Raw genomic sequence first — 22,125 nt, forward strand, 5'->3', positions numbered from 1 at the left:
TTGAAGCTTATGGGCCACGGCGTGGGGGAATATCCCACGTACAGGGGGTTTAGCGTCTGATCACGCCCCCAGTGCGGGGGCGGCTATTTGACGTATTGGAAGATTGTGAACATGGGCATGTAGAGCGCAACGATCATTCCGCCCACCACTATGCCGATGAACGCGATCATCAAAGGCTCGATCAGGGCCGTGAGCTGCTCGGCCGTGGCCTGCACCTCCTGGTCGTAGAAGTCGGCGATCTTGCCGAGCATCTGCTCCAGAGCGCCGGCGTCTTCTCCGACAGCGATCATCTGAGTGACCATGGCAGGGAAGACCGGCTCGAGGCTGAGCGGACCGGCGATCGACCTGCCCTGGCGCACAGATTCCTGCACCTTATGCAGGGCCGATTCCACTACCCAGTTGCCCGAGGTCTCGCCAACGATGCTGAGCGATTGCAGAATGGGAACACCCGCGCCGATCATGGTGGAGAAGTTACGACTGAAGCGGGCTATCGCCAGCTTCTTCATCAGCGGCCCGAAGACGGGCAGTCGGAGCTTGAGCGGGTCGACGATCTTGCGAACCCGTTCGGTGTTCTTGTTCTTCTTCCACCAGACGGTGAAGCCAACCCCGCCGATGATCAGCAGCGGCAGAAGCCACACCATTGCCTTCGAAACGACCACGAGCACCATGGTCGGCGCCGGCAGTTCGCCGCCGAAGCCTTTGAACATCTTCTCGAACACCGGAACGATAAAGGTGAGCATGCCGATCACGGCGACCACCGCCATGCAGAGCACGATTGTCGGGTAGGCCATCGCGGACTTGATGGTGTCGCGGAGCTTGCCCTCCGCCTCGAAGTTGCCCGCCACCGAGTTGAGCGAACTCTCTAGGAACCCGCCGGTCTCCCCCGCTTTGACCAGGTTGATCATGATTGGAGGGAAGACCGTGTTGTGTTTGTCCATGGCCTCGGACAGGGACACACCGGTCTCGACGTCGTTGCGGATAGTGGTCAGGATGCGGGCAAGTTCTTTGTTCTCGGTCTGCTCCGCGAGGATGTTCAGCGTGCGGAGCAGCGAGAGTCCGGCAGAGGTCATCGTCGCCATCTGGCGGCTCATGATGGCAAGGTCCTTGAGCCCGACGCCCTTGCCGAAGCCCGGAATCTTGATCTCCATGCTAAGGCCGGTGCCCACCGGGACTTCGGACACGGTGATCGGCGCCAGCCCCATGGTGCGCATGCGGCCCATGGCCGCTGCCTCCGAGGCGGCGTCCAAACGACCCTTGACGACCTTGCCGGCCGCGTTGCGGCCCTTGTAGGCGAAGGCCAGGCTGGGGGCCACTTACTTTCCCTTGGGCGAGAAGGAGTCGCCGAAGTCGATGCCGCCGGACATGGGAGAATCGGAGGGGTCAATTCGGCGGATCAGTTGCGCGAGCCCCTCGAGGTCCTGCGCCTTCTCTTCTGCGGACAGGCGCGTGATCAGGCCGCTGTTGACGAGCTCGGCCAGGTGCTGGTCCATGGTGTGCATGCCCTGGGCGCGACCAGCCTGCATCGCCGAGGCGATCTGGTAGGTCTTGCCCTCGCGGATGAGGTTCGCGATCGCGGAGGTCGTGGCAAGGACCTCGGTGGCGACCACGCGGCCGCCGCCGACCTTCTTCACCAGGGTCTGACAGACGACGCCCTGCAGGGTGGCGGCGAGCTGCGCCCGCACCTGCCCCTGCTGGTGCGGCGGGAAGACGTCGATGACCCGATCGATCGTCTGCGCGGCCGACTGCGTGTGCAGGGTGGCGAAGACGAGGTGGCCGGTCTCGGCGGCGGTCAGGGCGACCGAGATGGTCTCAAGGTCGCGCAGCTCGCCGATCAGGATGACGTCGGGGTCCTGCCGCAGCACGTGCTTGAGCGCGGCCGCGAAGCTGTGCGTGTCGCTGCCGACCTCGCGCTGGTTGACCAGCGACTTCTGGTGCCGGTGCAGGAACTCGATCGGGTCTTCGACGGTGACGATGTGGTCGGCGCGGGTGCGGTTGACGAGGTCGACGAGCGCGGCCAGGGTGGTCGACTTGCCCGAACCTGTGGGGCCGGTGACGAGCACGAGACCACGCGGGATCGCCGCGAACTGGGCGACCGACTCGGGCACGCCCAGGTCCTTCAGCTGCTTGATCTCTCGCGGGATCAGTCGGAAGGCACCGCCGATCGAGCTGCGCTGCTGGTAGTAGTTCACGCGGAACCGCGCCCCACCGGCGGTGTAGGCGAAGTCGAGTTCGAGTTCACGCTCGAACTCCTCGCGCTGCGCCTGGGTCAGGATGCTGTAGAGCGCCGACAGGACCTTGTCGCGCATCCACTTAGTCGAGCCGTCGATGGGACGCAGGCCGCCGTCGACGCGGATGCTCGGCGGCGCGCCTACCGTGACGTGCAGGTCGGAGGCGTTGAGGTCGAGCACCTCGGCGAGGGCGCCCATGAGGTCGGGGTCGGGCGCGTTCGTGTCGCCGGCGCGGCTGCGGCGCGGGCGATCGGAGAAGGTCACGATCTCCGCCTCGGGGACGCCGCCGAACTGACCGAGCTGGCCTTCGGGGAGACCCGAGGGCGGGCGCAGGGCAGGCGTGTTGAAGTCCGACTCCACCTCGGTCGCCGCCGCGGCCTCGGCATCAACGGCGGCAGCCGCGCCGAGCTCGGGCTCGCTGAGACTCCAGCTGGCCGCCGTGGTGCCCGGCGGCGTGACCGGAATCTCGTAGATGGGCTGGTTCATGCGGATTTCCCCTTCGGCACTATGCGACCACCCGGAGAATTTCCTCGATGGACGTCAAACCAAGTCGAACTTTCGCCCAACCGTCTTCACGCAGCGTGAGCATCCCCTGCTCGCACGCGGCCCTGGAGATGTCCGCGCTCGACGCGCGGGCAACCGTGAGGCGTTCGATCTCTTCCGAAACCGTCATGACCTCGTGCACGGCGACGCGCCCTCGGTAGCCGGTGTTGGAACAGCTCGCGCATCCAACCGGCTTGTACAGCGTCGGCGGCGGAAGACTCGGATCGAAGCGTATGCCCAGGCTTTGCAGCTCGGCCGCGTCATGCTCGCCCGGCGCCTTGCAGCGCGGGCAGAGTCGCCGCGCGAGCCGCTGGGCCACGACGCAGTCGAGCGCGGAGCCGACCAGGAACGGCTCAATGCCCATCTCGGTGAGGCGGGTGATCGCGCTGGGCGCGTTGTTGGTGTGGAGCGTGGAGAGCACGAGGTGGCCGGTGAGGGCCGCCTCGATGGCGATCTGCGCGGTCTCGTGGTCGCGGATCTCACCGAGCAGCACGACGTCGGGGTCCGAACGCAGGATCGAGCGCAGGGCGCTGGCGAAGGTGAGGCCGGCCTTGACGTTGACCTGCACCTGGTTGATGCCCGCCATCCGGTACTCCACCGGGTCTTCGACGGTGATCACGTTGATCTCCGGCCGGGCGACCGAGTTCAGGGTCGTGTACAGCGTCGTCGACTTGCCGGAGCCCGTGGGCCCGGTCACGAGGATCATCCCGTACGGCTTGGAGTACGCCGTCTTGTAGGCCTCGGCGTTGTACTCGAGCAGGTTGAGGGCCGAGAGGCTCATGGTGGTGCTCGCGTTGTCGAGGATTCGCATGACGATCTTCTCGCCCCACACCGTGGGCAGGGTCGCCACGCGCAGGTCGATCTTGCGGCCGCCGTGGCTGACCGACATGCGGCCGTCCTGCGGTTTGCGTCGCTCGGCGATGTCGATGTCGCTCATGATCTTGAGCCGCGAGATCACGCCGTTCTGGATGCTCTTCGGCGCGGTTTGCATTTCGTGCAGCACGCCGTCGATGCGGTAGCGCACGCGGAGGCTGTTCTCGGCCGGCTCGATGTGGATGTCGGAAGCCAGGTCCTGGATCGCCTGGCTCACCAGGAGGTTCACGAAACGCACGATCGGGGCGTCGTCGTCGCCGGCATCGGCCAGCCCGAACGAGGAGCTTTCGATTGCGGCGTTCTCGTCCTCCAGGGTGGAGGTGAGGTCGCTGAGTTCGTCGTCGGCGCGGTGGTAGCGGGCGAGGGCGCCGAGCAGGTCGGAGCGTTCGGCTACGACCGGGACCACGCGCATCCGTGCCGCTTCGCGCACGTCGTCGATGGCGAAGACGTTGCCGGGGTCGACCATAGCGAGCACGAGGTGGCCGCCGTCGATCTTGATCGGGAGCACGTTGTGGCGTCGGCAGACTGCGGCGGGAACGAGCGAGACGGCGAGCCGGTCAACCGGGTAGTCGAGCAGCTCGACGAAGGGCAGGTTCGCCTGCGCGGCGACGGCCCTGGCGAACTGGATCTCGCTGATCACGCCGCTCTTGACCAGGGCGCGCACGGCGCTCTCGTCGGCCGGATCGCCGGACATGAGGGTGTCGAGCACCTCGATGGGCAGGAGGCCGTGCAGGATCAGGATTTCGGTCAGGGTTGCCACGTTGGTACTCCCCCCGGGTCGGGCGCTGCATGCGGAACCGTCGGGCGGTGCAGGGTAAGGCTGTGCCCGTCGTGTGATTTAGCTCAAGGCTAACGGTACCGGCGGCCCGACACGCTCGACAGTCCCGCGATCTGGGGGTGAGTCGGCGCCGGATGTCTCGCGAAGCTACGCGGCCTTCCAGACATTGGCGATGATGTCGTGCGTGTAGCCGTCCGGGCCGGCGTTCGTGTACTTCGTGGCCAGCCAGATGCCGTCGCGCAGGAAGTGCGATTCGCCGAACGTTCCGGACTCCGTGGTCGTCTGGATGACGCAGCGGAGGCCCTCGAGCTCCTCGTAGCAACGGAGGCCGGCCTCCTCGAGCCGGGCCTTGACCGCGGCGCCCTGCTCCGGTGTGACCCAGACCAGGTCGGTGACGACGCCGGTGTCGGAGCCGCCCGCCGCGGCGCCCCAGATACAGTTCAGGTTCTCGGCCGTGTCAATGACCGTGCGGAGCTCTGCATCGTCGGATCCGTAGAGTACCTCGCCGCCCGGGGCGGTCGTCCAGACCGGGTTCAGCACGAGGTCGCCCATGGCCGCCACCATCGACGGGCTGTAGAGCTCGTCGCAGCTCGTCGGCCGCGGCGTCCCGTCGTCGGGAACCGGCGTAGGGGTCGGCGTGATCGGCAGGGCGGTCGCGGGAGAGCTGGGCACCGGGCGCGCGGCGGGGGCATCCGGGCCGGTCGGAGTGGTCGGGCTGGTCCCCCTGGGCAGGAGGGCCAGGACCACTAGGGCGACGACCGCGATCACGGCGACCGCAAGCAGCACGAAGACCCAGGGCCGCGGCGCCCCGGCGGGCCGCCCGGCACCCGGTGCGCGTCGAGGTCGATCAGCGGCCACCGGTTACCCCTTCGAGATTGGCTCTACCTTATCGCTCAGCGTTAACAGCGGATGGCCCCCTGCCGAAGCAGGGGGCCATCCGCTGGATGAGACGAGGTACTAGTTGTACGTACCGGGCGTCGCGTCGTCCGACGAGAAGCTTTCGAAGTCGACGAAGCTCAGGTCACCCTCGTTGAACGACGCATCATCGGTGAAGATGCGGTTCGGGTAACGCTCAGCCTTGGCTTCATCCGTTGCCTCGACGGTGACGTCGCGGTAGCGGGGAAGACCGGTGCCGGCCGGGATCAACTTACCGATGATCACGTTCTCCTTGAGGCCCATCAGCGGGTCGCTCTTGCCTTCCATGGCCGCCTGGGTCAGAACCCGCGTGGTCTCCTGGAAGGAAGCGGCCGACAGCCACGACTCGGTAGCCAGCGAAGCCTTGGTGATACCCATGACTTCCTGACGAGCCGAAGCCGTCTTCTTGCCCTCGGTGAGCGCGGTGCGGTTGAGCTCGTTGTACTTCAACCGGTCAACGAGCTCGCCCGGCAGGAGGCCGGTGTCGCCGTGGTCGACGACGGTCACCTTGCGGAGCATCTGGCGAACGATGACCTCAATGTGCTTGTCGTGGATCGGCACGCCCTGCGAACGGTAGACATCCTGCACGCCACCAACGATGTGCTTCTGCACCTCGCGCACACCCTTGACTCGAAGAACTTCCTTCGGGTCGACGGCGCCGATGATGATCTGCGTGCCGAGCTCGACGTGCTGGCCATCCTCGACGAGGAGGGTCGAACGCTTGAGCACCGGGTAGGCAATCGCTTCGTCGCCGTTGTCGGGGGTCAGGATCACCTTGCGGCTGCGGTCCGTGTCCTCGATCGTGATGCGACCGGCGGTGTCGACGATCGGCGATGCGCCCTTGGGGGTACGCGCCTCGAACAGTTCCTGCACGCGCGGCAGACCCTGGGTGATGTCGTCGGCGGATGCCGAACCACCGGTGTGGAAGGTACGCATCGTGAGCTGGGTACCCGGCTCACCGATGGACTGTGCGGCGATGATACCGACGGCCTCACCGATGTCGACGAGCAGCCCGGTGGCAAGCGAGCGGCCGTAGCAGACAGCACACACACCGACGGCCGACTCACACGTGAGCACCGAACGCACCTTGATGTTCTCAACGCCCGCTTCGACCAGCTTGCCGATGAGCACGTCGCCCACGTCGGCTCCGGCGTCTGCGACGACCTCGCCCTTGGCGTTGACCGCGGGAGCGGCCAGGCTGCGAGCGTAAACCGCGTTCTCGACGTTGGGGTGGCGAACCAGTGCCCCGGTCGAGTCGGCGACAGCGATCGGCAGCTCGAGGCCCTTGGTCGTTCCACAGTCGTCTTCGCGGATGATGACATCCTGCGAGACGTCCACGAGACGACGCGTGAGGTAACCCGAGTCGGCGGTACGAAGCGCCGTGTCGGCCAGACCCTTACGAGCACCGTGAGTAGCAATGAAGTACTCGGCGACGGACAGGCCTTCGCGGTAGCTCGAGATGATCGGGCGAGGGATGATCTCACCCTTCGGGTTGTTCACCAGGCCTCGCATACCGGCGATGTTGCGCACCTGCAGCCAGTTACCACGAGCACCGGATGTCACCATGCGGTTGATCGTGTTGTCTTCCGGGAAGTTCTCCTGCATGGCCTTGGCAACGTCTTCCGTTGCGCGGGTCCAGATCTGGATGAGCTCCTGGCGACGCTCGAGGTCGGTCGTGAGACCCTTCTCGAACTGCGACTGGACCTTGGCGGCCTGCTTCTCGTAGCCGGCAACGATCTGCGGCTTGTTCGGCGGGGTCAGGATGTCGCTGAGGGCGACGGTCACGCCCGAGCGGGTAGCCCAGTAGAAACCGGCGTCCTTGACGCGGTCAAGCGTCGCGGCAACTTCCACCTTCGGGTAGCGCTCGGCGAGGTCGTTGACGATCCCGGAGAGCGTGCCCTTGTCGGCCACCTTCTCGAAGTACGGGTAGTCGACCGGCATGGCCTCGTTGAAGATCGCGCGTCCGAGCGTGGTGGTCACGAGGACCGTTCCCACGGCCTGGCCGTTGACAAGCTCGACACCCTCGGGCTGCGTGCCCTCGGAGAAGTACTTGTCGGTCAGGCGGATGCGCACCTTGGCGTTGAGGTCGAGCGACTTCTGGTCGAAGGCGAGGATCGCCTCTGACGTGGAAGAGAACGCTCGGCCTTCGCCTTCGACGCCTTCCTTGAGCGTGGTCAGGTGGTGCAGACCGATGATCATGTCCTGTGTGGGCAGGGTCACCGGGCGGCCGTCTGACGGCTTCAGGATGTTGTTCGACGCGAGCATCAGGATGCGCGCTTCGGCCTGGGCTTCCATCGACAGCGGCAGGTGGACTGCCATCTGGTCACCGTCGAAGTCGGCGTTGAACGCGGCACAGACGAGGGGGTGCAGCTGGATGGCCTTACCCTCAACGAGCTGAGGCTCGAACGCCTGGATGCCCAGGCGGTGAAGCGTCGGTGCACGGTTCAGCAGCACGGGGCGCTCGCGGATGATCTCCTCGAGCACGTCCCAGACCTGCGGGCGGCTGCGCTCAACCATGCGCTTGGCGGCCTTGATGTTCTGAGCGTGGCTCAGGTCGATCAGACGCTTGATCACGAACGGCTTGAACAGCTCCAGCGCCATCTGCTTGGGCAGACCACACTGGTGCAGCTTGAGCTGCGGGCCGACGACGATGACCGAACGGCCCGAGTAGTCGACGCGCTTGCCGAGCAGGTTCTGACGGAAGCGACCCTGCTTGCCCTTGAGCATGTCGCTCAGGGACTTGAGGGCGCGGTTGCCGGTACCGGTGACGGGGCGGCCACGACGACCGTTGTCGAACAGCGCGTCAACGGCTTCCTGCAGCATCCGCTTCTCGTTGTTCACGATGATCTCGGGAGCACCAAGGTCAAGCAGACGACGCAGGCGGTTGTTGCGGTTGATCACACGACGGTAGAGGTCGTTGAGGTCCGAGGTCGCGAAGCGGCCACCGTCGAGCTGCACCATCGGGCGCAGTTCCGGCGGGATGACCGGCACGACGTCGAGCACCATCGCGGCCGGCGAGTTGCCGGTCATGATGAATGCGTTGACCACGCGGAGGCGCTTGATCGCACGGATCTTCTTCTGGCCCTTGCCCTCGGCGATCTGCAGGTGCAGGTTTTCGCTTTCGGTGACCAGGTCGAAGGCCAGCAGGCGCTTCTTGATGGCTTCGGCACCCATGTAGGCGTCGAAGTACATGCCGAAGCGGTCCTGCAGCTCGTGGAAGACCGAGTCCTCGGGCTTCAGGTCGCCGACCTTGAGGGTGCGGAAGTCTTCCCACACGCGCTCGAGGTGAGCGATCTGCTCGTCGAGGGACTTGCGGACCTGGCTCATCTCCTTCTCGGCCGAGTCCTTGGCACGCTTCTTCTGGTCGCTCTTGGCGCCTTCGGCCTCCAGTGCTGCGAGGTCGGTTTCGAGGCGCTGCAGGCGGTCGGCGATCCGGGAATCGCGCTGACCCTCGATGGTCTTGATCTCGAGGCGCAGTTCGTTCTCCAGGCCAGGCATGTCCTGGTGGCGACCGTCTTCGTCAACCGTGATGACCATGTACGCCGCGAAGTAGATGACCTTTTCGAGGTCCTTCGGGGCCATGTCCAGCAGGTAGCCGAGGCGCGAGGGAACACCCTTGAAGTACCAGATGTGGGTGACCGGGGCGGCGAGCTCAATGTGGCCCATGCGCTCACGGCGCACCGACGACTTGGTGACCTCTACGCCACAGCGCTCACAAACGATGCCTTTGAAGCGCACTCGCTTGTACTTGCCGCAGGAGCACTCCCAGTCGCGGGACGGGCCGAAGATCTGTTCGCCGAACAGTCCGTCCTTTTCCGGCTTGAGCGTGCGGTAGTTGATGGTTTCGGGCTTCTTGACCTCACCGTGCGACCAACGACGGATGTCGTCAGCGGTAGCCAGGCCAATGCGAAGCTCGTCAAATGTTGTTACGTCGAGCAATTTCTCTCCTTGGAAAGTTTTCGAAGTCTCTTCAGTGGCCAGGCTTAGATGTCGTCAATGGATGACGACTCAAACCGGGTGGAAATGTTGATGCCCAGTTCCTCCGCAGCGCGGAAGACCTCGTCATCCGTGTCGCGCAGGCTGACTGCGGTACCGTCCGCCGAGAGCACCTCGACGTTCAGGCACAGCGACTGCATTTCCTTGATCAGAACCTTGAAGCTCTCCGGAATACCGGGCTCCTGGATGTTCTCGCCCTTGACGATCGCTTCGTACACCTTGACGCGGCCGAGGATGTCGTCCGACTTGATGGTCAGGAGTTCCTGCAGGGCGTAAGCGGCTCCGTATGCTTCGAGCGCCCACACCTCCATCTCACCGAAACGCTGTCCACCGAACTGCGCCTTACCACCCAGCGGCTGCTGCGTGATCATGGAGTACGGACCGGTCGAACGTGCGTGAATCTTGTCGTCAACCAGGTGGTGGAGCTTCAGGATGTACATGTAGCCAACGGAGATCGGCCGCGGGAACGGCTCGCCGGAGCGGCCATCGAACAGCATGGTCTTTCCGGTGGAGTCGATCAGGCGGTCGCCATCGCGGGTCTTGGTCGTCGAGTCCAGCAGACCCTCGATCTCGGCCTCGAGCGCGCCGTCGAACACCGGGGTCGCAACCTTGGTGCCCGGGGCTGCGCTGTGCGCCTGCTCGGGGAGCTTGGCAGCCCACTTGGGCTTGCCCTCGACGTTCCAGCCCTGCTTGGCGATCCAGCCGAGGTGGGTTTCGAGCACCTGACCGAAGTTCATTCGACCGGGGATACCCAGCGGGTTGAGGATGATGTCAACCGGGGTTCCGTCGGCGAGGAACGGCATGTCCTCGACGGGCAGGATCTTGGAGATGACACCCTTGTTGCCGTGACGGCCGGCAAGCTTGTCACCTTCGGTGATCTTGCGCTTCTGGGCGATGAAGACGGCAACGCGCTGGTTGACGCCCGAGCCGAGCTCGTCGTCGCCATCCTGCGAGTCAAACACCTTGACGCCGATGATCGTGCCGCGCTCACCGTGGGGAACCTTCAGGCTCGTGTCGCGAACTTCGCGGCTCTTCTCGTTGAAGATGGCGCGCAGCAGGCGCTCCTCGGCGGAAAGCTCGGTCTCGCCCTTCGGCGTGACCTTGCCCACGAGGATGTCGCCGGGGCGAACCTCGGCGCCGATCCGAATGATGCCACGCTCGTCGAGGTCGGCGAGGAGGTCAGGCGACACGTTGGGCAGGTCGCGAGTGATCTCTTCCTTGCCCAGCTTGGTGTCGCGGGCGTCGACCTCGTACTCCTCGATGTGAATCGAGGAGAGGGTGTCGTCCTTCACCAGGTTCTGGCTCAGGATGATCGCGTCCTCGAAGTTGTGACCCTCCCACGGCATGAATGCCACGAGGAGGTTCTTTCCGAGGGCGAGCTCTCCGTTGTCGGTGGCCGGGCCATCGGCGATGACCTCGCCGACCTCAATACGGTCGCCCGCATTGACGATGACGCGGTGGTTGTAGCTCGTTCCCTGGTTGGAGCGGGCGAACTTGCGCAGGTAGTAGTCCTGCGTTCCGCCCTCGTCCAGCTGGATGGTGACGACGTCGGCCGAAACCTCCATCACCACACCGGCCTTGTCGGCGGTGAGCACGTCGCCGGCGTCGATGGCCGCGAAGACCTCCATACCGGTTCCGACCAGCGGGCTGTCGCTGAGAAGAAGCGGCACGGCCTGACGCTGCATGTTGGCACCCATGAGCGCACGGTTAGCATCGTCGTGCTCGAGGAACGGGATGAGCGAGGTCGCGACCGACACCATCTGGCGCGGCGAGACATCCATGTAGCCGATTTCGTCGGCGGGGAAGAGGTCGACCTCTCCACCCTTCTTACGAGCCAGCACGCGGTCTTGCGCGAAGTGCGAGTCCTTGGTGAGCGGCGCGTTTGCCTGGGCGACGATGAACTCGTCTTCCTCGGACGCGGTCAGGTAGTCGATATCCGTGGTGACGTTGCCGTTGACTACACGGCGGTACGGGGTCTCGATGAAACCGAAGGCGTTGATGCGGGCGAACGATGCGAGCGAACCGATCAGGCCGATGTTCGGGCCTTCCGGGGTCTCGATCGGGCACATGCGGCCGTAGTGCGAGGGGTGAACGTCTCGCACCTCGACGCCGGCGCGGTCACGGGACAGACCACCCGGGCCGAGCGCAGACAAGCGACGCTTGTGCGTGAGGCCCGCGAGCGGGTTGTTCTGGTCCATGAACTGCGAGAGCTGCGAGGTACCGAAGAACTCCTTGATCGCGGCAACGACGGGGCGCACGTTGATCAGGGTCTGCGGGGTGATCGCTTCGATGTCCTGCGTGGTCATGCGCTCGCGAACGACGCGCTCCATGCGGGACAGGCCGGTGCGGACCTGGTTCTGGATCAGCTCGCCGACGGCGCGGATACGACGGTTACCGAAGTGGTCGATGTCGTCGATGTCGATCCGGATGTCGGTCTTCTTGCCCTCGCGGGTGCCGACGATCGTCGTCTGGTTGTCGTGCAGCGCGACGAGGTACTTGATCGTGGCCAGGATGTCCTGGAGCGTCAGTACGGAGTCGCTGAGCGGGGCCTCGAGGCCGAGCTTGCGGTTGATCTTGTAACGACCAACCTTGGCCAGGTCGTAGCGCTTGGAGTTGAAGAAGAAGTTGTCCAGGAGCGCGCGTGCGGCCTCGGCGGCAACCTGCTCGCCCGGGCGGAGCTTGCGGTAGATGTCCTTGAGGGCTTCTTCCTTGGTGAGGATGTTGTCCTTCTCGAGGGTGAGCTCGATGGACGCGAAGCCCTTGAACTCCTCGAGGATTTCCTCGCTGGTGAGTCCGAGCGCCTTGAGGAAGACGGTCACGGACTGCTTGCGCTTGCGGTCGATGCGAACGCCGACCTGGTCGCGCTTGTCGATCTCGAATTCGAGCCAGGCACCACGGCTCGGGATGACGCGAGCGGAGTAGATGTCCTTGTCGGAGGTCTTCTCCTGCTGGCGGTCGAAGTAGACGCCGGGCGAACGCACGAGCTGCGAGACGACGACACGCTCGGTGCCGTTGATCACGAAGGTGCCCTTGGGCGTCATGAGGGGGAAGTCACCCATGAACACGGTCTGGGTCTTGATCTCACCGGTGAGGTGGTTCATGAACTCAGCGTTCACATAGAGCGGTGCGGAGTAGGTCTTGCCCTTTTCCTTGCACTCGTCGATGGTGTACTTCTCCGGCTCGAGCTCCGGGTTGGTGAACGACAACTGCATCGTTTCGCCGAGGTCCTCGATGGGAGAGATCTCTTCGAAGATTTCGTCGAGTCCGGTACGGCTGGGCAGGTCCTGACGACCGGCCTTCTGCGCCTCAGCGAGGCGCGCCTTCCAGATGTCGTTCCCGACAAGCCAGTCAAAGCTCTCGGTCTGCAAAGCGAGCAGATCCGGAACAGTGAGGTTGTCGCTGATCTTTGCGAACGAAAGACGCTCTGCTGAGCGACCGTTCTTGGGTGAGTTGGTGGTTGCGTTGCGCGCAGCAGCCAAGAAAATAACCTCCGTGGACCCCGTCAGGCCTAGTTACTGTTATTAAGGGATTACTCCACAGACCCTCTGAAGTCTGAGACCTCGTGGAAGATGTGCCGCAAGTTGGCTTGAGCACGCAAAGCCGACCGCAATATGAAGGCAGAGTTAATCTGGGAGCGCAAAGATCAATCATATTGTTTTTGAATCGCCGTGTCCACTGGATTCTTGACCTTGTGCAAATTCTCAGGTATAACCCCGCTTCGCCCCCCTCCTCCTCTCCCCGCCTCCGCCTCCGCCTCCCCCTCCCCCTCCGCGAAACCGCACTTGTGCGCGTTATAACCCCCGAATAACGCGCACGACTGCAGGTTCGCGGGGGTCGAACGCGTTCGACGGGGGAAGATGGGGGGATGAGCAGGGGCGAGCAGCAGCATCCGTCGATCGTTTTGAAGCTGAGCGGGCACGTGGCCGTGATCGAGCCCGACCGCTTCACGCCGGGCAGCTTCCAGCTGATCGTGGACGGCACGCCGCAGTCGCACGTGAACATGGACAACCCGGGCGAGCTGTTCTTCGAGTACGTGCAGCGCATCGGCCACGTCATCGACCTGATCGGCGACCCCGGCGAGCCGATCACCGCGGTGCACCTCGGCGGCGGCGCCCTGACGCTCCCCCGCTACGTCGAGGCCACCCGGCCCGGCTCACGCCAGCAGGTGGTTGAACTCGAGAGCGACCTGATCGACCTGGTGCGCGCCGAGCTGCCCTGGGACAAGCGCGCCCAGCTGCGCGTGAGGCACGGCGACGCCCGGGAGGTGCTCGGCAAGCTGCCCGCGGGGCTGCGGGGCGCGGTCGACCTCGTGGTCGTCGACGTCTTCTCCGGCGCGCGCACCCCCGCGCACGTGACCAGCCGCGAGTTCTACGAACTGGCCGCGCCGCTGCTGAGCCCGCGCGGGGTGCTCGCCGTGAACGTCGCCGACGGCCCCGGTCTGGCCTTCGCCCGCGGCCAGGCCGCCACGCTGTCCGCCGTGTTCGCGCACGTGATCGGGCTGGCCGAGACGCAGGTGCTCAAGGGCCGACGCTTCGGCAACATCGTCTTCGTGGCCGCGAACACGTCGATCGACACCGACTGGATCCCGCGGCTGCTGGCCGGCGGGCCGCACCCGGCGAAGGTGATCGAAGGCGCCGAGTTCCGTCAGTTCATGGCCACGGCCGCCGTGTCGACGGATGCCACGGCCACGCCGTCGCCGCTCCCCGGCCGCACGGTCTTCCAGATCGGCAACTGAGCCCGCGCCCCTCGTGCGCCGAGTTTGCCGGTTGCGGTCGACTTTGCCAGGCGCACCGGCCAATCTCGACCGCAACTGTCAAAGTCGGCGAGCCGAACGGCGGCCCGGGGCGCGTCTGGGGCACAGTCCGCGGCGGCCGAGTTAGTGTGGAAGACTCACCCCCCGTACGCGGCACGTGCCGCCTTGGACTACAGGAACACGCCCTGAGCATCATCATCGGTTACGACGCAGTCACCCTGCGCGAAAAGGTCGACCTCCGGGCCGCCGCGGAACGCCTCGACGAACTCGGGGCGCTGCGCAGCCTGTCCGCGCTCAACGAGAAGGCCGCGCTGCTGCGCCTGCTCGGCCGACTCGACGAGGCCTGGGACCTCGCCAACGAGGCCACCCGCCAGGCCCGGTTCACCGGGTCCCGCGAGCAGCTCACGGCATGCCGCATCCGTCGCGCCCAGGTGCTGCAGGCCCAGGGCAAGCTCGACGATGCCGCCTACGAACTGACGCACTGCGTGGCCGACGCCGAGACGCACGACTGGACCCACGTTGCCGCCTTTGCCCGGCAGCACCGGGGCAAGGTGCATTTCGACCAGGGCAACCTCGAGGACGCGCTGACCGACTTCACCGCGGCCGTGTTCCTGCGGGAGAAAGGCGGCGCCCCGGCCGACCAGCTCGAGAGCTCGCTGATCGCGGTCGCCGTCGTCGAATCCTTCATCGCCGAGCGCGACCAGGCGCGCTGACCCGCACTCCTCGGCTGCGGAGGCAGCGCCGAGCGCGCAGACCCGCGCCATGCCTCGCCGCACTCGCCGCACTCGCCGATCTGCGCCATGCTGTCACCAGCGGGTGTCGACCTGCGAACGTCAACGAGGTGGAACGTGAACATGCGGGCGGGGTCTGTGGCACCGGCTGCGCTGGCAGCAAGTGTGCTTCTCGCGCTCTCCGGCTGCATGGCGAGCGCCCCCGCACCGTCCGCCTCGACATCGACGCCGAGCCGGGACGTCCCGTCCTCGAGCCCGTCGCCCGGAGCCGTTCCGCGCCCGGTGCACCCGGTCGGCGACCCCGTCGTCATCGCCTCCGGCCTGGCCGCACCGTGGTCGATCCTGCGCATTCCCGGCGGCGGCACCCTGATCAGCGAACGCGACACGACGCTCATCCGTGAACTGCGCGGCGACGGAAGCCTGCGGCGGGCCGGTGCCGTCGCCGATGCCCGGCCATCCGGTGAGGGCGGCCTCCTCGGCCTGGCGTTCCTCGCGGACAACGCGGCCCCCGGCGGGCAGGGCTGGGTGTACGCCTACTTCACGGCCGCCGACGATAACCGCATCGTGCGGATGCCCCTCGACGGCCCCGCGGGACGCCTCACCCTGGGCGCTCCCGAGCTCGTGCTCGACGGCATCCCGAAGGCCGGGAACCACAACGGCGGCCGCATCGCGTTCGGACCGGACGGACTGCTCTACGCGACGGCCGGTGACGCCGGGAACGGTGCGAACGCGCAGGACCGGGACTCGCTCGGCGGCAAGATCCTGCGGATGACGCCGACCGGCCGGGCGCCGACCGACAACCCGTTCGGTACGCTCGTCTACTCCTACGGGCACCGCAACCCGCAGGGGATCGCGTGGGACTCCCGGGGTCGGCTCTGGGCGAGCGAGTTCGGCCAGAACACCTGGGACGAGCTCAACGAGATCACGGCGGGCGCGAACTACGGCTGGCCGATCGTCGAGGGGACCGGGGACCGCGAGGGCTTCGTCGACCCCCTGGTCCAGTGGCCGACGGACCAGGCCAGCCCCAGCGGGATCGCGATCGCGGGCGACACCGTCTTCATGGCGAGCCTGCGCGGCCAGCGGTTGTGGCGCATCGACCCCTCGACAGGCGAGTCCAGCGACTGGTTTGTGCACAGTTACGGGCGGCTGCGCGATGTGGTGCCGGGTCCGGATGGCACACTGTGGTTTGTGAGCAACAATACGGATGGCCGGGGCAGCCCCGCTCCCGGCGACGACCGGCTGTACCAGGTGGAGGTGGCGCCCTGATGGCAGACCTCGACCGAGTGCGCCGGTGGGCGAATGCGCTCATCGCCTTGCACCTCGACCCCAGCTGGACCTTCGACTTCGACAACGCGAAGAAGCGCGCGGGCCTCTGCAACTTCACCGCCCGGCGCGTCACCGTCTCCCGCTACCTTGCGGCCCGGTACGACGACGACGAGATCCACCAGATCCTGCTGCACGAGGTCGCCCACGCTCTCGCCGGCCCGCGCGCCGCCCACGGCCCGAGGTGGAAAAAGGTCGCCCTCGACCTCGGCTACGACGGCAAGCGCACGCACGACGGCGAGATCGCCGACGAGCTCGCTCCCTGGGTGGGAACCTGCCCGGCCGGGCACACGCATTACCGGTACCGGCAGCCGACCCGCGCGCTCGCCTGCGGGCTGTGCGGCCGCGGGTTCAACCGCGCCCACCTGATCACCTGGGACCGGCGCGAGATCACCGCGGCGGCCCGGCGCCGGGCGGCAGCGGCCGCCAGCTGACCGCCCGGGGTTCAGGCTGGAAAGGTAAATTCCCCGAGTGCCAACACGGTGCAGGAGTCGTCCAGCCGCCCCGCGGCTTCCACCTCGAGCTCCCGGCCGGCTCGGGCGAGCGCCTGGCCGGTTTCGGAGGCGCTGGTGAGGTGCCGCAGCGCGCGCTTCAAGCCCACGAAGGCCGCGGATGCCGCGGCCGCCTCCGGAGAACAATGGTCGATGCCGAGGCCGGTGAGGGCGTCGATCACGGCACCTGCGACGAGGAGGTCTTCGACGGCGACGCGCGGTGTGCCGTCGGGGCGGCGCTCCCCCACGGCGATGACGGCGACGGCGAATCGGTCGCCCTTCTCGGTCTGGCGGGCGAGCACCCACTCGGCCACGGCGCTGCGATTGCCGAACCCGGCGGCGATGACCTGGTGCGCGGCGAGCGGTGTCGGGTAGCCGCTCTCGGCATCGGTCCCGGGCAGCGCGTCGGCGAGGATGACGACGTCCGCCTGCGCCGCGAGGGCCTGGAACCCCGCCAGCCCCCAGTCGAACCTCACCTGGTACTTCTGCTGCGGCTGCTCGTCAATCACCCCCCAAGGCTAGCTAACTCCGCGTGAGGGGTCGCATATCGACCTTCGTTGCCCCCGGGAAGGTCGATATGCGACCCCTCATGGGCGGGAACGGCGGGCGGACCGCTCAGGCGGCGTCGTAGTGGGCGAGGGCCTCGGCATCCGTCCCGAGGGTCATGGCCCGGCGGGCGGCGTCGAGGGCGGTGACCGGGTCGGCCTCGGCCTCGGCGAGCGCGAGCTGCCGTTCGGCCTCGGCGAGACGGGTGCGGGCCGCCGCTCCCACCCGGCCGCGGTGCCCGGTGATGAAATCGCGGGTGAGCGTGATCTGGCTGCGGGCCGCGAGCAGCGCGCCGCCCAGCGCGGTGCGCGCGTTCTCGAGGCGCAGCTGGCGGTTCCGTGCCGCGGAGCGCATGACGTCGAGGCCGTCCATCGCGTCCCGGAGACGGGCGAGGTCCACCGACGGATGGCTCAGCCTGGTCGGATCCCGCAGCTCGCCGAGCACCCGGCCGGCCTCGGCGATGACCTGGTTGAGGTCGGCGCTCGTGTCGGCTTCCTCGTGGCGGTCGCGCAGCGCGCGCGCCTCGGCGAGTTCCGTCTCGGCCGCGTCGAGGGCGGTGACCAGGCCGGCGTGGCCGATGTGCAGCTCGTCCTCGCCGGTTTCGATCGCATCGAGCAGGCGGGTGGCGAGAAACAGGCCGCGCTCGGCCTCGCGCATCTGTTCTCCCACCGGCTCGGTCGCCCCGCGCTCCAGCCGGTCGGCGGCGACGTCGGCCGCGGATCGTGCCTCGTCGAGGGCGCCCTTCGCCCGCGCCACATTGCCAATGATCGGAGCGAGGGCCGGGGCGTCGTACGTCCGGCCCAGGCGGTCCAGGCTCGCCGCCCCGGATTTGAGGCGGTCGGCGACCCGGTCCAGGCGCCGGCTCAGCTGGTCGAGCCGGCGCGGGGCGTCCAGCTCCATGCCGCGTTTTGCGTCGAAGTCCCGGGTCTGCTCGTCCAGGCGCGCCGTGGCCTCCGCGGTGAGCTCGATGATCTGCTCGCTCCAGCGCCGCCGTTCGGCGGCGCTGTCGGGCATCGCGTCGTCGAGTTTCTGCTGCACGGAGAAGGCGTCCCCCAACTGGCGGCGGGACACGGCGAGCGCCGCCGCGAAGTCGCCGGTGGCCTTCTCCCCGAACTGCGCGATCGCGAAACCCAGTTCGTCGGTGGCAGCCTGGATGACGTCATCGGCACGCACGAGGCCGATCGAGGCCGTGCGGGCGAGGTCGGCCGCCTCGGCGTCAGCGACCCCCTCACGCTGCCGGCGTCGCCGCCCGGCGAGCATCACGATGAGCGCGACGAGGGCCAGTACCGCACCGAAGACAATGACCGAAGGTACCCACCACAGTTCGCCAGTCATAGTCGCGAGTCTAACGATCCCCCGGGGCCCGGCCCGGCGCATCCGCCGGCCTGCGCCGAGTTGACCGGTTCCGGTCGAGTTGCCCGGGTGCGCCGGCCAAACTCAACCGGAACGGGCAAACTCGGCGAGCCAGGTGCCGGCGCTACCGGTCGTCGGCCGAGGGTCGCCGCATCTGCCGGCGGATCTCCTCGAAGTCGTGCCGGGAGATCTCGAGCAGGCCGCGCCTGAGCTGATACCCCCAGTCCGGATTGCCGCGGGTGAGGTCGAGCAGGGGCAGGAGCGGGCGGATGGGCGCTTCCACGGCGCCCGGGTCGTACTCAATCCGACGCCGCCACGGCCGGTAGCCGCCCGCCGGGGACTCGGCGGGCTGGAAGACCGTGTCGTCGGCCACCCACCCGATCGCGGTGAACGATTTGAGCGGCTCGCCCTCGAAGTCGGATCTGGGCGAGTAGTAGACGATCCCGTCCGAGTCGCGCATGCTTTCCAGCGCCTCCCGCGCGCCGTTACTGACCTGGGCGATGCCCATGGCGACCCCGCGCCGCACGTTTTCGCGCTGCGCAACTCCCAGCCAGTATCGGATTGCCACGCTCCAGTTGTATCCCATCCCGCTTCCACAGAGACTGGGGGCATGCGCGTGCTGCTGAAAGAAATTCTCGACTGCCCCCCGGATGCCGCCTGGCGCGCCATCCGAAGCCCCGCCGTTTTCGCCGAGGTGAGTTCGCCGCTCGTCCGGATGGAGTCGCTCGGCGACGAGGGCTTCCCCACCGTGTGGGAGTCCGGCGAGCACCCCGTCGCGCTGCGCGGGCTCGGCCTGGTGCCACTCGGCGAGCAGATCATCCGGCTGACCATGGCGACCACGAGGCCCGACGGCGTGCGCATCCTGCGCGACACCGGGCGAGGCACGTCCGGCTCGCTGGCCGCGGTGACCCTCTGGGACCACCAGATGGCGGTCGCCCCCGACCCGGCCGGCACCGGCAAGACGCTCTACCGGGACCAGCTCGTCTTCCGAGCCGGCCCGGCGACCCTCGCCCTGTGGCCCGCTTTCTGGGCGTTCTGGCAGTGGCGGGCGCTCCGGCTCAAGCGCCTCGCCCCCACCTGGCGCCTCGACCTCGGCGCCGACATCCCGCTAGCCTGACGGAATGAGTTCAACACTGGGCGCCCTGCAGCTCGTCGATTGGCGGCGCCGGGTCTTCGGCCTCTACGCCGGAGTGCGGCAGCTCAGCGTGCAGAACCCGGCCGCCGGCCACGAGCTGTGGCGCTCCGGCCGCGACGAACTCTTCGCCGGGCATCCGTCGTCGCCGCTGCTTCCGGATAACCGCGCCGCGTTCACCGGACTGCCCATCGCCGCCTACGACCCCGACTGGCGGTTCGAGGCCGAGGTGCACCGCGCCGAGGAACCGCTGCGCATGGTGGTCGAGACCGGAACGGATGGCGCGGTCCCGTTCGACCTCGTCGGCACGGTTCGGCTGCCCTACATCGGCGTGCTGGACGTGTGGCGCCTCGCCGGCTACGCGGGCGGCCTGTTCCTGCCGCTCAAAGACGCCCTGGCCGGCAAACCCGGCGGAACCTACGGCGGCGGGCGCTACCTGCTCGACACCGTCAAGGGCGCGGACCTCGGCCCAGGCGTGGACCACGACACCCTCATCCTCGACTTCAACTTCGCCTACAACCCATCGTGCGCCTTCGACCCGATGTGGGCCTGCCCGCTCCCCCAGGCCGGCAATATCGTTCCGGTCGACGTGCCGGTCGGCGAGCTGTACCACTCGCGTCAGTACTAGCTTTCTGACCCGACTTGACAGCATCCGCTAAGCTGGAATCACTTGCGAGTGCATTGCTGCGCTTGCTGCGTCGTAGAACGCCCTCTTCTTATCGAGGCCTCCCGCATCACCTGCAGGCCCGGCCCGATTTTTCGAATGTCACTTTCTTACGGCGAACGGATGTGCCCTTCGGCACCTTCGCCATGTGATTCCTCCCTGATCCCGGCTCGTCGCCATCGCGGCGTGCGATCCGGCGAGGACTCTGATGCCCGAAAGGCACCACTTTGTCTGCAACTTCTTCATCTTTCAGCACGCTCGGCGTGCCGGCTCCCCTCGTCACCATCCTGACGAGCCAGGGAATCGACAGCCCCTTCCCGATCCAGGTCGACACCCTGCCCGACACCCTCGGCGGACGCGACGTGCTCGGCCGCGGGAAGACCGGCTCCGGCAAGACCCTCGCGTTCTCGCTGCCCATGGTGGCGCGCCTCGGCGGCAAGCTCGCCGGCGGCAAGCGTCGCCCGGGTCGCCCGCTCGGCCTGATCCTCGCCCCGACCCGCGAGCTGGCCACCCAGATCACCGCGGCGCTCACCCCGCTGGCCGAGGCCTACGGCCTCAACACGACAACCATCTTCGGTGGCGTCTCGCAGGGCCGCCAGGTGCAGGCCCTCAAGGCCGGCGTCGACATCGTCGTGGCCTGCCCCGGCCGCCTCGAGGACCTCATGAAGCAGGGCTTCGTGAACCTCGACTCGGTCGAGATCACCGTGCTCGACGAGGCCGACCACATGGCCGACCTCGGCTTCCTGCCCGTTGTCACCCGCATCCTCGACAAGACCCCCAAGGGCGGACAGCGCCTGCTGTTCTCGGCGACGCTCGACAACGGCGTGGACAAGATCGTCCGCCGCTTCCTGAACAACGAGGTGCTCCACTCGGTCGACGAGGCCACCAGCCACGTTTCCGCGATGACCCACCACGTGTTCGAGGTCGACGGCACCGACTCCAAGAAGGCGCTCGTGCAGAAGCTGGCCTCGGGCAGCGGACGCCGCATCCTCTTCATGCGCACCAAGCACCAGGCCAAGAAGCTGGCCAAGTCGCTCACCGACTCCGGCATCCCCTCGGTCGACCTGCACGGCAACCTCTCGCAGGTGGCCCGCGACCGCAACCTGGCCGCGTTCAGCGCCGGTACCGTCAAGGTGCTTGTCGCCACGGATGTCGCCGCCCGCGGCGTGCACGTCGACGACATCGAACTCGTCATCCACGTCGACCCGCCCGCCGAGCACAAGGCGTACCTGCACCGCTCGGGCCGCACCGCCCGCGCCGGCAGCGCCGGTGACGTCGTCACCGTCGTGCTCCCCGAGCAGAAGCGCGACACGGACGCCCTGCTGAAGAAGGCCGCCATCAAGGTGACTCCGCAGCGCGTCACCGCGAGTTCGCCCGCCGTGGACGCCCTCGTCGGCGAGGTTGCCGCGTATGTGAAGCCCGTCCCGCGCATCGAGCAGCCGCAGGACCAGTCGCAGGGCGGACGCTCGCAGGGCGCCAACGCCCAGCGCAAGCGCGTCAACCGCGACGACCGTGACAACGGCCGTGGAGGTCAGGGCGCCGGTGGCCGCGGTGGCCGCAGCAACGACGGCGCCCCCGGCGGGAACCGCCACGAGCGCGGCGAGCGCCCCGCAGCATCCGTCCGCGGCCACGCACCCCAGGGCAACGGCGGACGCTCGGCTCAGGGCTCCGGTCGCACCGGCGGCCTGCAGGTCGGCGGCCTCGTGCGCGGCGGCGGTTCCACCGGCGGCGCACGCCGCTCGGCACCGCGCCGCGCCCAGGGCTAAGCGCCCGGCGTTCCAGCACTCCGCACGCAAACG

16 protein-coding genes are annotated in these 22,125 nt (G+C 67.3%); 7 read left to right on the plus strand and 9 right to left on the minus strand.

Going from position 1 to position 22,125, the window contains the following annotated elements; all coding sequences use genetic code 11:
- Positions 1 to 83 precede the first annotated feature (83 nt).
- From E3T54_RS08675 to rpoB, 6 genes are all read right to left on the minus strand, one after another.
- The gene (locus E3T54_RS08675; protein ID WP_241977135.1) at positions 84 to 1,313 is read right to left on the minus strand and encodes a type II secretion system F family protein; all 1,230 of its coding nucleotides are present in this window, start codon (positions 1,311 to 1,313) and stop codon (positions 84 to 86) included.
- Positions 1,314 to 2,714, minus strand: a complete 1,401-nt coding sequence (locus E3T54_RS08680) for a type IV pilus twitching motility protein PilT (protein ID WP_304992067.1) — start codon at positions 2,712 to 2,714, stop codon at positions 1,314 to 1,316. It abuts the gene before it with no gap.
- Between the two features lie 19 nt (positions 2,715 to 2,733).
- Entirely contained in the window at positions 2,734 to 4,404 is a 1,671-nt protein-coding gene (locus E3T54_RS08685) for a GspE/PulE family protein (RefSeq protein WP_134475347.1), read from the minus strand.
- 165 nt (positions 4,405 to 4,569) lie between these two features.
- Positions 4,570 to 5,280 carry a hypothetical protein gene (locus tag E3T54_RS08690; protein WP_134475348.1) on the minus strand — a complete coding sequence of 237 codons (711 nt, stop codon included), beginning with the start codon at positions 5,278 to 5,280 and terminating at the stop codon, positions 4,570 to 4,572.
- Between the two features lie 99 nt (positions 5,281 to 5,379).
- A complete protein-coding gene (locus E3T54_RS08695; RefSeq protein ID WP_134475349.1) occupies positions 5,380 to 9,276 on the minus strand; it encodes a DNA-directed RNA polymerase subunit beta' in 3,897 nt (1,298 codons plus the stop codon).
- A gap of 44 nt (positions 9,277 to 9,320) precedes the next feature.
- Positions 9,321 to 12,812: a DNA-directed RNA polymerase subunit beta gene (gene rpoB, locus E3T54_RS08700; RefSeq protein ID WP_092322411.1), complete on the minus strand. Its 3,492-nt coding sequence runs from the start codon at positions 12,810 to 12,812 to the stop codon at positions 9,321 to 9,323.
- A 386-nt stretch (positions 12,813 to 13,198) separates the two neighbouring features.
- Here rpoB and E3T54_RS08705 point away from each other — a divergent pair, with 386 nt between their 5' ends.
- From E3T54_RS08705 to E3T54_RS08720, 4 genes are all read left to right on the plus strand, one after another.
- Positions 13,199 to 14,068, plus strand: a complete 870-nt coding sequence (locus E3T54_RS08705) for a spermidine synthase (RefSeq protein WP_134475350.1) — start codon at positions 13,199 to 13,201, stop codon at positions 14,066 to 14,068.
- A 146-nt stretch (positions 14,069 to 14,214) separates the two neighbouring features.
- Positions 14,215 to 14,799 (plus strand): hypothetical protein, encoded by a 585-nt coding sequence (locus E3T54_RS08710; RefSeq protein WP_241977136.1) that lies wholly within the window; start codon positions 14,215 to 14,217, stop codon positions 14,797 to 14,799.
- A gap of 87 nt (positions 14,800 to 14,886) precedes the next feature.
- Positions 14,887 to 16,083, plus strand: coding sequence for a sorbosone dehydrogenase family protein (locus E3T54_RS08715; protein WP_370255251.1), 1,197 nt, complete (start codon positions 14,887 to 14,889; stop codon positions 16,081 to 16,083).
- Positions 16,083 to 16,574: a SprT-like domain-containing protein gene (locus tag E3T54_RS08720; RefSeq protein WP_092322416.1), complete on the plus strand. Its 492-nt coding sequence runs from the start codon at positions 16,083 to 16,085 to the stop codon at positions 16,572 to 16,574. Before E3T54_RS08715 ends, E3T54_RS08720 begins: the two co-directional genes overlap by 1 nt.
- Before the next feature lie 11 nt (positions 16,575 to 16,585).
- Here the strand turns inward: E3T54_RS08720 and E3T54_RS08725 are convergent, their stop codons facing one another.
- The 3 genes from E3T54_RS08725 to E3T54_RS08735 form a co-directional block, all read right to left on the minus strand.
- Positions 16,586 to 17,140 (minus strand): 2-phosphosulfolactate phosphatase, encoded by a 555-nt coding sequence (locus tag E3T54_RS08725; protein WP_092322418.1) that lies wholly within the window; start codon positions 17,138 to 17,140, stop codon positions 16,586 to 16,588.
- A 106-nt stretch (positions 17,141 to 17,246) separates the two neighbouring features.
- Positions 17,247 to 18,512 carry a hypothetical protein gene (locus tag E3T54_RS08730; RefSeq protein ID WP_134475351.1) on the minus strand — a complete coding sequence of 422 codons (1,266 nt, stop codon included), beginning with the start codon at positions 18,510 to 18,512 and terminating at the stop codon, positions 17,247 to 17,249.
- A gap of 142 nt (positions 18,513 to 18,654) precedes the next feature.
- Positions 18,655 to 19,098: an EVE domain-containing protein gene (locus E3T54_RS08735; protein WP_241977137.1), complete on the minus strand. Its 444-nt coding sequence runs from the start codon at positions 19,096 to 19,098 to the stop codon at positions 18,655 to 18,657.
- 42 nt (positions 19,099 to 19,140) lie between these two features.
- Between E3T54_RS08735 and E3T54_RS08740 the strand changes: the two genes are divergently transcribed.
- The 3 genes from E3T54_RS08740 (at position 19,141) to E3T54_RS08750 (ending at position 22,092) form a co-directional block, all read left to right on the plus strand.
- Entirely contained in the window at positions 19,141 to 19,647 is a 507-nt protein-coding gene (locus E3T54_RS08740) for a hypothetical protein (RefSeq protein ID WP_134475353.1), read from the plus strand.
- A 4-nt stretch (positions 19,648 to 19,651) separates the two neighbouring features.
- Positions 19,652 to 20,290, plus strand: coding sequence for a DUF1684 domain-containing protein (locus E3T54_RS08745; protein ID WP_134475354.1), 639 nt, complete (start codon positions 19,652 to 19,654; stop codon positions 20,288 to 20,290).
- Between the two features lie 263 nt (positions 20,291 to 20,553).
- Positions 20,554 to 22,092, plus strand: coding sequence for a DEAD/DEAH box helicase (locus E3T54_RS08750; RefSeq protein ID WP_198414453.1), 1,539 nt, complete (start codon positions 20,554 to 20,556; stop codon positions 22,090 to 22,092).
- Positions 22,093 to 22,125: the final 33 nt, after the last annotated feature.

Origin of the sequence: Cryobacterium sp. Sr8 (genome assembly GCF_004403225.1) — a bacterium.
In the GTDB taxonomy this organism is placed as follows: Bacteria; Actinomycetota; Actinomycetes; order Actinomycetales; family Microbacteriaceae; genus Cryobacterium; species Cryobacterium psychrotolerans.

Bases quoted from the DNA above. Each gene is read 5' to 3' on its own strand.
- E3T54_RS08680 (WP_304992067.1), bottom strand. From the start codon at position 2,714: ATGAACCAGCCCATCTACGAGATTCCGGTCACGCCGCCGGGCACCACG.
- E3T54_RS08705 (WP_134475350.1), top strand. From the start codon at position 13,199: ATGAGCAGGGGCGAGCAGCAGCATCCGTCGATCGTTTTGAAGCTGAGC.
- E3T54_RS08715 (WP_370255251.1), top strand. From the start codon at position 14,887: ATGCTGTCACCAGCGGGTGTCGACCTGCGAACGTCAACGAGGTGGAAC.
- E3T54_RS08720 (WP_092322416.1), top strand. From the start codon at position 16,083: ATGGCAGACCTCGACCGAGTGCGCCGGTGGGCGAATGCGCTCATCGCC.
- E3T54_RS08730 (WP_134475351.1), bottom strand. From the start codon at position 18,512: ATGACTGGCGAACTGTGGTGGGTACCTTCGGTCATTGTCTTCGGTGCG.
- E3T54_RS08740 (WP_134475353.1), top strand. From the start codon at position 19,141: ATGCGCGTGCTGCTGAAAGAAATTCTCGACTGCCCCCCGGATGCCGCC.
- E3T54_RS08745 (WP_134475354.1), top strand. From the start codon at position 19,652: ATGAGTTCAACACTGGGCGCCCTGCAGCTCGTCGATTGGCGGCGCCGG.